The organism is Vasconcelosia minhoensis LEGE 07310, assembly GCF_015207255.1.
Classification (GTDB): Bacteria; Cyanobacteriota; Cyanobacteriia; order Phormidesmidales; family Phormidesmidaceae; genus Vasconcelosia; species Vasconcelosia minhoensis.
This window is the reverse complement of sequence record NZ_JADEXG010000023.1, coordinates 15,629-28,978: the sequence shown is the minus strand read 5'-3', so window position 1 is coordinate 28,978 and position 13,350 is coordinate 15,629. Positions and strand designations below refer to the sequence as shown.

The 13,350-nt window shown below is 57.3% G+C and carries 14 protein-coding genes and 1 pseudogene; 6 read left to right on the top strand and 9 right to left on the bottom strand.

Going from position 1 to position 13,350, the window contains the following annotated elements:
• Positions 1–10: 10 nt before the first annotated feature.
• Positions 11–1,876: a PAS domain S-box protein gene (locus IQ241_RS11405; protein WP_193907157.1), complete on the bottom strand. Its 1,866-nt coding sequence runs from the start codon at positions 1,874–1,876 to the stop codon at positions 11–13.
• Between the two features lie 119 nt (positions 1,877–1,995).
• Between IQ241_RS11405 and IQ241_RS11400 the strand changes: the two genes are divergently transcribed.
• A complete protein-coding gene (locus tag IQ241_RS11400) occupies positions 1,996–3,663 on the top strand; it encodes a glycosyltransferase family 39 protein (RefSeq protein WP_193907155.1) in 1,668 nt (555 codons plus the stop codon).
• Here IQ241_RS11400 and uraH read toward each other — a convergent pair.
• On the bottom strand, positions 3,660–4,022 hold the full coding sequence (gene uraH, locus IQ241_RS11395) for a hydroxyisourate hydrolase (protein WP_193907153.1): 363 nt from the start codon (positions 4,020–4,022) through the stop codon (positions 3,660–3,662). The two genes, IQ241_RS11400 and uraH, sit on opposite strands and share 4 nt — an antisense overlap.
• A 29-nt stretch (positions 4,023–4,051) precedes the next feature.
• Positions 4,052–4,651, bottom strand: coding sequence for a nucleotidyltransferase family protein (locus IQ241_RS11390; protein ID WP_193907145.1), 600 nt, complete (start codon positions 4,649–4,651; stop codon positions 4,052–4,054).
• A gap of 108 nt (positions 4,652–4,759) precedes the next feature.
• On the opposite strand from IQ241_RS11390, the gene IQ241_RS11385 reads away from it, so the two are divergent.
• Positions 4,760–5,452, top strand: coding sequence for a fasciclin domain-containing protein (locus tag IQ241_RS11385; protein WP_193907143.1), 693 nt, complete (start codon positions 4,760–4,762; stop codon positions 5,450–5,452).
• A 61-nt stretch (positions 5,453–5,513) separates the two neighbouring features.
• On the opposite strand, the gene IQ241_RS11380 is transcribed toward IQ241_RS11385, so the two are convergent.
• Positions 5,514–7,277, bottom strand: coding sequence for an ABC transporter ATP-binding protein (locus IQ241_RS11380; protein WP_193907141.1), 1,764 nt, complete (start codon positions 7,275–7,277; stop codon positions 5,514–5,516).
• Positions 7,278–7,474: 197 nt separating this feature from the next.
• Between IQ241_RS11380 and IQ241_RS11375 the strand changes: the two genes are divergently transcribed.
• Complete coding sequence (locus IQ241_RS11375; RefSeq protein ID WP_193907140.1) at positions 7,475–8,308, top strand: TylF/MycF/NovP-related O-methyltransferase; 834 nt, start codon at positions 7,475–7,477, stop codon at positions 8,306–8,308.
• Here IQ241_RS11375 and IQ241_RS26505 read toward each other — a convergent pair.
• The 5 genes and pseudogenes from IQ241_RS26505 to IQ241_RS11350 form a co-directional block, all read right to left on the bottom strand.
• Positions 8,245–8,511, bottom strand: a complete 267-nt coding sequence (locus IQ241_RS26505; RefSeq protein WP_193907138.1) for an element excision factor XisI family protein — start codon at positions 8,509–8,511, stop codon at positions 8,245–8,247. The genes IQ241_RS11375 and IQ241_RS26505 overlap by 64 nt on opposite strands.
• Before the next feature lie 35 nt (positions 8,512–8,546).
• Positions 8,547–9,785 (bottom strand): BaiN/RdsA family NAD(P)/FAD-dependent oxidoreductase, encoded by a 1,239-nt coding sequence (locus IQ241_RS11365; RefSeq protein WP_193907136.1) that lies wholly within the window; start codon positions 9,783–9,785, stop codon positions 8,547–8,549.
• A 32-nt stretch (positions 9,786–9,817) separates the two neighbouring features.
• A complete protein-coding gene (locus IQ241_RS11360; RefSeq protein ID WP_193907134.1) occupies positions 9,818–10,279 on the bottom strand; it encodes a DUF29 domain-containing protein in 462 nt (153 codons plus the stop codon).
• A gap of 219 nt (positions 10,280–10,498) precedes the next feature.
• Positions 10,499–10,696, bottom strand: a pseudogene (locus tag IQ241_RS11355) (ParA family protein); the annotation flags it as partial.
• 41 nt (positions 10,697–10,737) lie between these two features.
• Positions 10,738–11,373 (bottom strand): transposase, encoded by a 636-nt coding sequence (locus IQ241_RS11350; RefSeq protein ID WP_193907132.1) that lies wholly within the window; start codon positions 11,371–11,373, stop codon positions 10,738–10,740.
• A gap of 310 nt (positions 11,374–11,683) precedes the next feature.
• Between IQ241_RS11350 and IQ241_RS11345 the strand changes: the two genes are divergently transcribed.
• The 3 genes from IQ241_RS11345 to IQ241_RS11335 all read left to right on the top strand — a co-directional run bounded on the left by IQ241_RS11345 (position 11,684) and on the right by IQ241_RS11335 (position 13,341).
• Positions 11,684–11,830 (top strand): hypothetical protein, encoded by a 147-nt coding sequence (locus tag IQ241_RS11345; RefSeq protein ID WP_193907130.1) that lies wholly within the window; start codon positions 11,684–11,686, stop codon positions 11,828–11,830.
• A 92-nt stretch (positions 11,831–11,922) separates the two neighbouring features.
• Positions 11,923–12,276, top strand: coding sequence for a hypothetical protein (locus IQ241_RS25520; protein ID WP_228021607.1), 354 nt, complete (start codon positions 11,923–11,925; stop codon positions 12,274–12,276).
• Between the two features lie 15 nt (positions 12,277–12,291).
• Positions 12,292–13,341 carry a M42 family metallopeptidase gene (locus IQ241_RS11335; RefSeq protein WP_193907128.1) on the top strand — a complete coding sequence of 350 codons (1,050 nt, stop codon included), beginning with the start codon at positions 12,292–12,294 and terminating at the stop codon, positions 13,339–13,341.
• Positions 13,342–13,350 lie beyond the last annotated feature (9 nt).

Sequence of the window (13,350 nt, the reverse complement as noted above, 5' to 3'; positions counted from 1 at the left end):
TCCTAAGAAATCACTCGATTTTGGCGATCGTGCTGCGGGGAAACTCGACCCAAAACCGACTGCCTTGCTCTGGGTTGAGCTCGACGCCGACGTTGCCACCCATTCGCCTGACGCCTCGTCGCACAATGGCCAGGCCAATGCCCGTCCCCGGATAGGCTTCGACCCCGTGCAGCCGCTCAAACACGTCAAAAATTCGCTGTCGGTGCTCAGGCAAAATACCAATACCGTTATCAGCTATCCACAGGCGAACGCAGTCGGGCTTTTCTTCGGCCCAAATTTGCAGCTTAGGCTGCACCCCCGGCGAGACAAACTTGACCCCGTTATCAATCAGGTTCGTCATCACCTGATAAGCAATCCGGTAGTTGCCCTGCACCGTCGGCAGCGGTGACTGCATCTCGACTTGGGCCTGGCTGGAATGTGCCGACAGTCCTAGCGACTGAATCACCTCTTGAACTAAGGCTTCGAGGTTGAGCGGCTGTAGCTTGACCTGAGCCCGGCCCAGGCGGCCATAGGCCAGCAGGTCAGAAATCAGCTGGTCCATCTGGGCTGCTGCTTTGAAGATCCGCTTGGCATAGTCCTGCCCTAGATCGTCCAGCTGCGCGGCGTAGTCTTCTAGCAGCGCCTGAGAAAATCCCTGCATGGCCCGCAGCGGCGCTCGCAGATCGTGCGAAACCGAATAGGAAAATGCCTGAAGCTCTTGGTTTGCCGTTTTAAACAGGGCCGTTCGCTCGGTGACGCGCTGCTCTAGCACTTCGTTAAACCGCTGCATCTTGAGCCCGGCTCGCTTTAGCGCAGTCACATCCGACGCCATTGAAATCACCAGCTTACGACCGTCGCCCAGCTGACCCAGGGGAGCCGAGCTAAACTGCCAGGTGCGAGTCGATCCGTCCCGGGTTTGAATCACAAATTCGCCCTCATCAACGGCCTGATCGGCTTCAAAAAGCTGCCTGATGTGCTCTCGAACCAGACCTTTGCGGCTACCGTAGGCTTTCTCTGTCCAGTCGTCGATGGTTGGAATCTCGGCCAGCGCATATCCGGAAAGGTCCGTCCAACCATGGCTGATTTGCAGCACTTCTCCGTCTTCTGCGTAGATGATGATGGGAAAGGGGGCGCCAACAAAGGCTCGGCGGAATCGGGCTTCGCTTTCAATCAGCTCGGCCTGGGCCTGCTTGCGATCGCGAATATCCTCAATCACCGAAATAAAGTACTTGGGCTGGCCTCTGCGATCGCGCACCAGCGACACCGTCAGATTGATCCAAACCAGATGACCTGCTTCGTGGACATAGCGCTTTTCCATCGCGTAGGTCGAGCGCTGGCCGTCGAGCAGCTGCTGTAAATAGGTCAAATCAGTGGCTAAATCGTCAGCAAATGTAATGTCCTGAAACGTCCTCTGCTGAAGCTCTGCAGCAGAATAGCCGACGATGTCGCACAGCCTGCGATTGACCCGCAGCCAAGAACCGTCTAACCCAACGTGGGCCAATCCTACCGCGGCCTGCTCAAACGTGACCCGAAACCGCTCGTCGCTTTCTTTCAAGTCGGCCTCAACCGAGCTCAACCCTCGTCCTTGCGGACTGGCGATGACGCTGACCAGCCCACCAATAATCAGGAAAAGCCCCAGACCGACAGGGACCGATAGCCAATTGTCAACCGGCTCAGCTAGCGAGAGCAGCACCGTTTTTAGCACCGCTGCCAGTCCTGTCGCCCACAGCCCAGCATTCCGCCCACCGTACCAAACGCTGACTAGGACAGCGACTAGAAAGAGCAAAAAAGGGCTCTGTGCCTGAGTCCAGGGCTGCGCAATTTCAATCAGCAGCGCGATCGCGACCGCTGCCGTCGCAACACCATAGCGTGATAAAACAGATTGCAGCTTGTTCAAAACAGAGCATACGGGTCAGGGCATGTCACTATTTTAGGGTCGGCCTCAGAGTGGGCTCAACGGTCCGTATCAGTATTTAAGTTTCGCTATTTTGGCCCACTTTACCCTGTAGGCACCGGATGATTCCTAAGTCCCTAAACCCACGGCGATCCAAACAGCTACTATCCCAGCGATCGGTCCGGCAAAACGTTGTCCCCCTCCTGGCCGGAGTTTTGCTGCTGGCGATCGCGCTGCGCTTTTGGCACCTGGACGCCAAGCCGCTTTGGATTGACGAACTCTACACCGCCTTTTACAGCCTGGGCAAAAATCCAGCCGAGGTACCCTTTGGGGAACTTCAGCCGCTGGCAGCCTACCGCACTCTACTCAGTCTGCCGCCCGATAGCACCGTCTGGAGCGCCGCCCGGGCAGTGACCCTGTACAGCAACCACCCGCCGCTGTTTTTTATGCTGATGTGGGGCTGGATCAAGGCCGTCGGAGCTTCGGTGTACGGACTGCGATCGCTCGCCGCCGGTTGCGGGGTTGCTACCGTGCTGGCCGGATTTTTCCTCGGACGAATGGTCGGCGGGCCAAAGGTCGCGCTGCTGACAGCGGCGCTGATGGCCGTATCTCCCTTCGGCGTATATCTCTCTCAGGAAGCGCGGCACTATACCCTACCGCTGCTGATCAGCACCCTAGCGCTGATGGCCTGGCTGCGGATACTGCGATCGCTAACTCGCGGCCAGACCCCCAACCTAACCAGCCAGGTCGCCTGGGTATTGCTCAACGGCCTGGGCTTCTATACCCACTACTTTTATCTCTTGGGCGTCTTTGCCCAGTGGCTGACCACGGTGCTATTTTTGTTCAGGCAGCGGCTGTCGGGACGAGCTTGGGGCCGAATGGTCCTTTTGATGGGGCTGACCGGACTCTGCTATCTGCCCTGGCTTCCCACCATACTCCAGCATTTTCAAAGCGAAGGTGGCACAGGCTGGCTCAGCACCGAGCAGCCCCTGTGGCAGGCAATCCTGCTGCCGCCGGTGCGATCGTGGGTGGCCTGGGTGATGATGGTCATTCTGCTGCCGGTTGAGCAAATGCCCGAATGGGTAACGCTACCTGCCGGAGCGCTAATGCTGGTGATCTGGGTTTGGGTCTTCGTCCATCTGCGTCGGGGCTGGCGCAGCTTCACGGCGGGGCCAAGCCTCTCATTCTGGCTATTGGTCGGCTATATCGGCCTGACTGTGCTGGAAATTTTAGCCATTGCCTACGGCCTGGGCAAAGATATTACGGTAGCTCCGCGCTACTTTTTTATCCTTTACGCCGCCCTCAGCGCGGTGATGGCCGCTGGACTCTCAAAATGCGCTTCTAGGGTTCCGGCGGTAGTTCTGAGCGCTGGGATTGTCAGCGCTTTACTCGTCGGCTGGAATCTGACCCTGTTCAAACCCTACCTGCCTGAAAAGGTCAGCCAGCGCTGGGTAAATTCAGGCGAACCGCTCGCCGTACTGATGGCGGCCCCCGCGCCCCAGCAGCGGATGCTCGGGCTGAGCTATGCCCTGGCCATGCCGCCGCAGTCTACCGCGCTGCTGGGCTTCACCGAGTATTTCCCAGAAGCCGCAGACTGGCAGCCGACTTTAGCCGGTTTAGACCAGCTGCCCCCGCCGCCGCTGACCCTCTGGCTGCTAGAGGCCCATCGGCTGATCTCCTTCCCGACGGGGGTAGACCTGCCGGGGCAAAAGTGTTTACCGGTCGGCGAGCTGATTGTGACCGAGGGCACCCGGCAGCAGCAGTACCGGTGCGAAAGCGCCGCGGGCTAGCTGCCGCGATAGGTGCTGTAGGCCCAGGGCGAGACCAGCAGCGGCACATGGTAGTGGCTGTCAGCGTCGGCGATGCCAAAGCGGAGGGGAATCTGGTCGAGAAACATTGGGCTGTCGAGGGGAACATCGAGACCAGCAAAATAATCCCCGACCGCAAAGACCAGCTCATAGATCCCAGGCTGAAAAGCGTCTTCCAGCAGTAGCGGGCTCTCGGTGCGGCCATCGGCATTGGTTTTGACAGTTTTGAGATGGGTGCGATCGCTGCTGGAGTAAACCTGCCAGAGGTCAATCTGCAAGTTGGCCGCCGGGCAGCCGTGGGCGGTATCTAAAACGTGGGTCGTCAGTTTGCCGGTGCTCATAGAACTCGGGGATAAAAGTAACTCCCAAATTACCAGCCCGACGCCTGAGCAAACCAGGTTTGATAGCGCTCAGGCGTATTCAGGTCGGCCAGGACAATCGGCTCGGGGCAGGGGCAGCGATGGATCGCATGGTCCCAGTTCTGGATCACCTGTCGCAGTCCTAAGGTTTCTTCGCGAATAGCCATGAGCTGGGGCCGCATCGCCGCAGCAAATAGCAGCGGATGGCCCAGTCGCCCCTGATGGGTGGGAGCCGTAATTAAGGCGAGATCGCGCTCATACGCCGCGATTAGCCTCTGATAAACCGCTGCCGGACGGGGCTGATCAACCGCCGCGATCGCGCAGAATCCCCCGTCCCAATCTCCCACCGCCGCCAGTCCCCGCAGCAGCGTCCCAGCCTTACCCGCCTCCGGCAGCGGATTGACCACGCAGACGCAGTCCCCCGGGCATTGCTGTTGCAGCGCCGAGTTATGAGAGCCCAGCACCACCACCGGAGTCACGCCCAGCGCCAGCCACTGGCTCACCTGGTAGGACAGCAGCGAACCGCCTAGCCAGGGCAAAGCCGCCTTGTCGCTCCCCATTCGCTGGGAGAAACCGGCAGCGAGAATGACGGCATAGTTTTGACGATTCATGCTGTTCTATGCCGGGCACCGGGTCGAGCTATTCCTTTAGCAGGAGGATTTTCCCTTTCATAGGTCGTTACATTTTGTAATGTTCATGCTCACACCAAGAAACTATTTATGGCCCTTCATAACTTTATTCGACTGACTCAAAAGCTGGCCCTAGCCTCAGGAATTGTTGGCCTCAGTCTTTTACCCGGCCTGTCTGCCAGGGCCGAGGTGCTCGTGGCAGATAATCATGGCGAGGGCATGTCTGAAGAGATGGAAGCCGGCGAGATGGGCTCTGAGGAGATGTCCCCTGAGGGCATGTCTCAGGAAGAGGGCATGTCTCCAGAAGAGATGACCACCCCGGCTGCCGATACTTCGATCATGTCAATCGTAGAAGTGGCCTCAGGCAACGACTCGTTTGATACCCTAGTCCAAGCAGTTCAGGCGGCTGACCTTGCCGGTACGCTGTCTGGCCCGGGTCCCTACACCGTCTTCGCCCCCACCGACGAAGCCTTTGCCGAGCTGCCCGACGGCGCGCTAGCGTTTCTCCTCCAGCCAGAAAATAAGGCGCTGCTTCAGCAGGTGCTGACCTATCACGTCGTACCTGGCGAAGTCATGGCGAGCGACCTCTCGACCGGCAGCATCGATGCCCTGGGCGGCGGATTGGCGATTCGCGTGGCACCTGACCGAGTCATCGTCAACAACGGCAGCGTCGTTCAGGCTGACGTTCAGGCCAGCAACGGCGTGATTCATGCCGTAAATCGCGTGCTGCTGCCTAGCGCGCTGCGGGCTCAGCTCGTTTCAGCGCTTGAGGCTCAAGGCTAATCAACGCTCTGTAATGGATTTCACGGTGCTGGGCGATGGCTCAGCACCGTTTTTATTTACCCTATTCACCCATTTGGATTTTCCAGAATCCGGCATAGACGCCTTGTCTGGCCAGAAGCTCAGCGTGGGTGCCCCATTCAATCAGCTGGCCCTGAGCCATCACGTAGATCCGATCGGTATTGCGGACGGTAGAAAGGCGGTGGGCGATCGCGATTGTTGTCCGGTTCTGCGTAATCTTCTCTAACGCTCGCTGGATCGCCGCTTCGGTTTCGTTATCCACCGCCGAAGTCGCTTCATCCAAAATCAAAATCGGCGGGTCTTTGAGGATGGCCCGGGCGATCGCCAGTCGCTGCCGCTGGCCGCCGGAGAGCTTCTGGCCGCGTTCGCCTACTAGCGTGTCGTAGCCTGCCGGGAGCTGCTGGATAAACTCGTCGGCCTCAGCCATCTGGGCGGCCTGCTGAATCTCTGCAAGCGTAGCGTCAAAGCTGCCGTAGGCAATGTTTTCGGCGACGGTACCATGGAAGAGAAAGACGTCCTGACTGACCCAGCCGATGGCCTGGCGCAGGTCGGTGGGATCGAGCGATCGCAAATCCTGACCATCGAGCAAAATTCGCCCCTGCTGAGCCTGGTAGAACTGCATCAGCAGCTTCACTAGCGTGCTTTTGCCCGACCCGGTCGCGCCGACTAGGGCCACCGTTTTACCGGCGGGCACTTTCAGCGTCAGGTGCTGTACCACCGGATGCCGCGCTTCGTAGGCAAAGGTGATGTCTTCAAACCAAATTTCGCCCCGCACCTTTCCCTTCGGCAGCGGCTGCGTTCCTGCTGAAATCGAAGCGGACGTTTCCAGCAGGTTCATTACTCGCTGGGTCGAAGCCATCGCTCGCTGATATTCATCCAGCGTTTCTCCTAGGCTGGTCAGGGGCCAGAGCAGCCGCTGGGTGAGAAACACCAGCACGCTATAGGTGCTCACAGCCAGCTCCCCGGCGACGGCGGCGAGCCCGCCATAGAGCAGAATTGCTGTAAAGCCAATCAGGATAATAATCCGAATCAGGGGAATGAAGGCGGCGCTCAACGCGATCGCGTGGCGGTTGCTCTGGCGGTAGGCTTCGCTTTCCTGCCGGATGCGCTCGGTTTCATAGGTCTCCGCCGTAAAGCTTTTGATCGTGGTAATGCCAGAGATATTATTCGACAGGCGGCTGTTCAGCAGGCTCACCCGCTCGCGTACTTCGGCATAGCGCGGGGCCAGCCGCTTTTGGAACGCGATCGCGCCCCACACCACAAACGGCATCGGCAAAATCGCCATCCAGGCCATGCTCGGTGCCAGGATAAAGAAGGCAGCCCCAATGATCAGCGCCGTGGTCGCCAGCTGCAGGAGCTGGTTTGCGCCATGGTCCAAAAAGCGCTCTAGCTGGTTAATATCGTCATTCAGCACGGCCATCAGGCTGCCGCTGCTGCGATTCTCAAAGTAGGCCAAATCCAGTCCCTGCAAATGTCCGTAGGCATCCAGCCGCAGATGATGCTGCAGGGACTGGGCCAGGTTGCGCCACAGGGTCTTATAGAAATATTCAAAAACCGACTCCAGCCCCCAGATCACAAAAGTCAAAATCGCCAGCGCAATAAACTGACCGCGAATGCTGGGAATCCCCCAGCGGGCAATCAGCGAATCCTGCTGCTGCACTACCACGTCCAGAGCCAAGCCAATCAGCGCCGGCGGAGCCAGGTCAAAGACCTTATTCAGGACAGAGCAAAGACTGGCTAGCCAGACCTGCCGACGGTAGCGATCGCGATAGGACAGCAGGCGGCTAAGGGGATGCGATTGGGTCATAGGGTCAAGCTGAGCAAGACTGTCTCAGAGTGCTGGGGAAGGGATATAAGGCAAGCGAAATGCATAACGCGATAGATAGGGCGCATGCCGAGCTTGAAGTTATTAGCCGTATACAGTACAAATTGTATGAACAGTTTCAAGGAAGAGAGCAGGCAATAATATCTAAAATCTGCTCCCTTACCCAGCGGACTGACGAAATGCCAATCATCACTCATTTTCGAGACTCTGCTCGCAATGCGATTGCCTCGCTGCGCATGCGGTTAGGTCTGCGCACGCGGTTACGACGGGCACTGAAGCCGCTGGAGATACCGTTAAAGCGGACATTGGAATGGCTGCTGCTGGTCCGTTGGAGGCTCTCTCACCGCCGCTGGGGCTATCCGCTCCCTGTAGGCGGTTATGTTAATGAGGACGAACTCCGCCTGCAGTTCCGCAATGCGCTGGGCTACCTCCAACAGAAGTTAGGGCCGGAAGGCATCGGCGACTATATCGAGTTCGGCGTCTACGGTGGGAGTTCCTTGCTGCTGATGTACGACGAGCTCTTACGCGCCGAGCTTAGCCACGTTCGCCTTTTCGGGTTTGATTCATTTGCCGGCCTGCCAAGCGACAGCGATGGTCACTGGCAAGAAGGCGCCTTCTATGCCGACTACGACAGGGTTGTGCAGTCCCTGAACCGGCGCAACGTCGATTGGAGACGCGTTACCCTGATCAAGGGATTCTTCGCTGATACGCTCACCAGCGCCCTGATAGCGAAGCACAACCTTCGTCAAGCAAGCTTGATTATGATGGACTGCGACCTGTATTCGTCGGCGAAGGAGGCACTGGAATTCTGCGGACCCCTCATCCGTAGCGAAGCGATCATATTCTTTGATGACTGGAACCCATTGGCTAGGGAGAATAAGGGCGAGAAGCGAGCCTTCGATGAGTTTCTTCAGGCGACCCCTGACCTTGAGGCCGAAGCTATCGGCGACTACAGCTGGCAACCTGGTGATTTGCACGGTAAGGTATTTCGCGTATATCGTGCTTCATCGTGACTGGAGCACAGGGGGTTCAATCCGCGTACTTCTTTGAGGTAAATCAGTGGTTCAACGGCTTCCCGCTGACAGAAGTAGTAGCGAAACTCGAAATCAATTTCAACATCGGTATTGTTTTCCGGAATCCAAAAATTCTCGCCCCTCATGTCAAAGTGAAAGACTGCATAATTAATTCGTCTGTCGCCTTCCCAACCTACCCTCAAGATCTGTCACATTTGCCAGATCACACCGTTCTTTTCTAATCGCTCACCTCACCCATAGCCCGTCCCGCTAGCCAGCCTGTCGTCCAGGCGCTTTGGAAATTGAAGCCGCCGGTGACGCCGTCGATGTCTAAGATTTCGCCAGCGAAGTAGAGTCCGGGGCAGAGGCGGCTTTCCATGGTTTGAAAGTTAACTTCCTTGAGCTGGACGCCGCCGCAGGTGACGAATTCTTCTTTGAAGATGCCTTTGCCGCCGATATCGTACTGGCCCTGGGAGAGTTCCAGAACGAGCTGATGGAGGGCTTTTTTGGACAGGTTGGCCCAGGTGAGGGTGGGGTCGAGTCCGGCTCGCTGAGTGAGGTACTGCCAGAGCCGCTTGGGTAGGGGGAAGGGATTGTGGGGTGCGATCGCGCGTTTTGCCCAGTCTCCCTTAATCGCCAAAAGCTGCTGCCGCACCTGATCCTGAGTCATTGCAGGCAGCCAGCCAATCTGCACCTGCCCCCGATACCGTTGCTGATGCAACGCTCTAGCCCCCCAGGCCGACAGCTTCAGCACGGCTGGTCCACTCAGGCCCCAATGGGTAATCAGCAGCGGCCCGGTCTGGCTCAGGGGTTTAGCGCCTTCCAACTTGAGCTTGAGGTCAACGGTTTCAATCGCAACGCCGCTGAGCTGGTGCAGCAGCGGGTCGGCGATGTTGAGGGTGAACAGTGAGGGGACGGGAGCCGTGACCGTATGGCCGAGGGACTGAGCTACCCGGTGGCCGATAGGGCTGCTGCCGGTGGCGAGCAAGAGGCGATCGCACGTCACTTCCCCCGTCCGAAACCGCAGCTTGAATCCATCGGTGATGCGCTCGGCTGATTTCAGGGGCGATCGCGTTTTCAGCTGCACCCCCACCGACCGAGCTGCCTGCGTCAGACAGTCTACAATCGTCTCCGAGGCATCCGTGACGGGAAACATCCGCCCGTCTGGCTCTGTCTTGAGCCGCACGCCGCGCTGGGTAAACCATGCCACCGTATCTTTGGGCTGAAACCGGCTGAAGGCCCCGCGCAGGGCTCGACCGCCGCGGGGGTAGTGCTGCACCAGCTGGGCCGGGTCAAAGCAGTGGTGGGTGACGTTGCAGCGTCCGCCGCCGGAGATGCGAACTTTGGCCAGCGGCTCGGGTCCGGCTTCGTAGAGGCTGACAGCGCTATTTGAGGATTCGGCAGCTGCGATCGCGGCAAAAAAACCGGCGGCCCCACCGCCAATGACTGCAATAGATGGAGATGGTGAAACGAGCATAGGCTATGGGTAGAAAAGTATCCGTAGACACCCTAGTTGGGAATAAACTCGTCGTTCAGAGCGTCTTCCATTGTGAAATTCGGCTGTTCAGGAAACGTAGTGATGGGAAGCTCTGTTTCCGCGGCTGCCTGCTTTCTAGCTTTCTGGTAGGTCTTGTTGAAGCTTGATTGAAGATAGGGTTTTAGGCTAGGGCTCTCTTCGAAGGCGTCCTGAATGCGGATGCGATGTTCGATAATAATGCTACGCCAGCTGGAAGAGCGCTTTTCAGGCTGATGCTGGAGTTTCAGGAGGTGCAGCAGCAGCACCCGGAGGTTACTGAGTAATGCCCGTTTCTGACTGCGGCTCATATCCTCCATTTCTTCGATCAGGTTTGCCAGGTCTAGGTCGGAAAAATTGCCGTCACGAAGTTGCTGAGCGGTTTGCTCTGCCCATTGGCAAAAATCCCGTTCATACAGTTCGGCAAGTTGGCGCTGACGCACCTGAGATGAAATCATTTCGCAGTCCTGACGCTATGCAGGCTTTTGCCCTATTTTAACCCTGCGGAATATTTGTCGGAGCTACTGAACTGCGATCGCGGCAAAATGGCCTTGCCAATTTTTTCTCAATTGCAGCGGCGCTTGCTTCAGCCCAGTAGCTTGATCCGGTCTAGAATTTTGCCGGTGAGCTTGACCCATTCTTGCCGATCGTTTCGAGTCAGCTCGTGCTTGAGCAGGCTAATGTGGTTTTACTGGCGTCGTATTATTCCTTGAGCCTAGCAGCGTTAGCGAAGCGTTACTTCGCGGGTCGAGGTCGATTAGCAGCACCCGCATAGGTTTTGTCGTACTGCCTGTTTTAACTTTGCAGGAATGCGCCAGGGTTGCCGCCACGTTGACCGCTGCGGTGGTTTTACCAACGCCACCCTTGAGGTTATCAACTGAAAATACGACCTAACCTCCTGCAGACGTGACTATTCCTAGTATTTTGATGGATTTTGAGGATGCAGCTGATCCCGGTTCCATCGTGCTGGGTTGTCTGCTATGTAGTTTCGAATATTTGTCAGGGCTTTTTCGTCGCGAATGATGTGCTCATAATAATTCCGCTGCCATAATCGTTTATGAAACGGCTGCCATTCACCGCGTTTTACCCCACGGATATATTCATTCGTCGTCATCGTTTTAGCCCATTGCACCATCCGCCCCAAAGACACCGCCAGTAGGGGCGAACCCACGTGTTCGCCCGATGCAGTACGTTCGCCCAATGCAATAATCCCCGCGATTGGATGGATGGGGTCGGTGGGGGGCGTCAATTCTGGATTGGGGCAGACACTTGGGTCTGCCCCAACGGGGATGGTGATGATGGCGTGGTAATGGTTGGGCATAACGATTTGGGCATCGATGGTCACGTGGGGAAACTTATCGGGGATTTTGCGCCACCATCGATCGATCATGAGGCCAGCACTATTCAAATGCATTTGCCCATCCTGAATATGACCAAATAGGCAGGCCCGATGCTGAACGCAAAGGGTAACGAAGTAGAAGCCAGATTGGCTATAGTCGTATCCACTTAATCGAATTGAGCGCCGATGGTGCTTAGCGGGGTCATATTTCATCCGATCTTGTTACCTAGCGATCGCTGTTTGCAGCCTCAGTATGCCGCGATCGCGCTTCCAGCTATCGCCTGCCCAGGCCTAATCCCAATTGCCCCAGAATCCTTAGCGAGACCTGCCTGATAAAATCGGGTTCTGCCCTTCGCTGCGCTATATTAAGAAAGCTAAACTTCCAAGGCGATAAGCTAACGCCTTGGGGGCTGGCGTAATTGACAATGAACCCCTGCTACCTCTGCCTTTCGGTGGTTTGGCGCAGCCCATTTCTCCTTTACTTTTGTTTAGAGTAGTTATTTAACATTCTTAAACTTCCGCCATGGCAGACAAAGATCAGATTCGCAAGCACCTCTCTATGAGTTCTAACGTTGACCTCAATGTGGCCAATCAGGCCAAGGGCAGCGAGGCCAAAAAAATGCGGATTATGGAGCACATTAAGAAAAGCAAGGATCAGCGGACTTTGTGATGCAAATGCTTTGCTTGCTGGCGCGACTCCTTTATGCTGAGGACAATAGCGACTTAGCATCGCCCAGTTCCTGACGAGAGCCGTTTAAAGCGATGAAGATAAAGCTCTATGCCTGGTCTGTGGGCTTTGCCCTTGCTCCCCTACTCGTTGCCCCTGAAGCCCAGGCGGCGGCCTTTAGCCAGCTTTATGGGTTTGGTGACAGCCTGGTTGATACTGGAAACTTATTTGAGCTGACTCAGGCTGTCTTACCGCTCGGGGTGCCGCAAAGCCCACCCTACGCCAACGGGCGATTTTCTAACGGGCCGCTGTGGATCGAAGGTCTGGCAGATGTTGCCCTGGCTGCGCTCCACCCCGATCAGCCCGGCGAGAGCGTCACAGAACCCGGTATGGCGTTTGGCCTAATCATGCTGTCTGGGCTAGGGTTGAACCTGACCCGGCGACGCTAGCCCCATGCAGTCCCCATGCAGCTTTGGACCCACGATCGCCTCTTTTCTACCATCGAAGCGCTAGTGATGCAGCATTCGCCGAGCGGCATGGAGGCGGAAATCAATCGCTATCTGCTGGAGCAACTGGCAGCGCTAGGGGTGGAGCACTGGCAGGATGAGGCCGATAACATCATCGTGCGGATTCCGGGGACAAGACCTGATGCGGCGGCGGGCGCAGTTGCGATCACCGGCCACAAGGATGAAATTGGCGGCATCGTCAAAGCCGTCGGCGAGGTCGGGCGAGTCAGCGTTCGCCGCTTGGGCGGGGCTTTTCCCTGGGTCTATGGTGAAGGCGTGGTGGATCTGCTGGGCGATCGCGAAACCGTCAGCGGCATTCTCAGCTTTGGCTCGCGCCATGTTTCCCACGAATCGCCCCAAAAGCTCCAGCAGGACGGCCAGGCCGTCCGCTGGGAAGACGCCTGGGTGGAGACTAAGCAGTCTGCCGCCGCACTCACCGCCGCCGGGATTCGTCCTGGCACTCGTATGGTAGTGGGCAAGCATCGCAAACAACCGCTGCGGATGGGCGACTATATCGCCAGCTACACGTTGGACAATAAAGCCTCAGTCGCCATCCTACTAGGGCTGGCCGAGCAGGTCACGGCTCCCCCGGTTGATGTCTATCTGGTGGCGTCTGCCAAAGAAGAAGTTGGCGCCATCGGCGCGCTCTTTTTCAGCCAGCGGCAGCGGCTTAGCCAGCTGATTGCTCTGGAAATCTGCCCGCTATCGGCAGAATATCCGATTCAGCCAGGGCCAGCGCCGGTGCTGCTTTCCCAGGACGGCTATGGCCTTTACGATGAGGGCCTCAACCAGGCGCTGCTGGCGGCGGCAGACCGAGCTAACCTGCCGGTGCAGGTAGCGACCATCAGCGGCTTTGGCAGCGATGCCTCGATCGCCATGAAGTTTGGCCATGTGGCGAAAGCCGCCTGCCTGTCCTTTCCGACGGAGAATACCCACGGGTTTGAAATCGCTCATCTAGGCGCGATCGCGAGCTGCTTGCAGCTGCTGGTGCGGTATCTAAAGGACTAGCGGCTTACT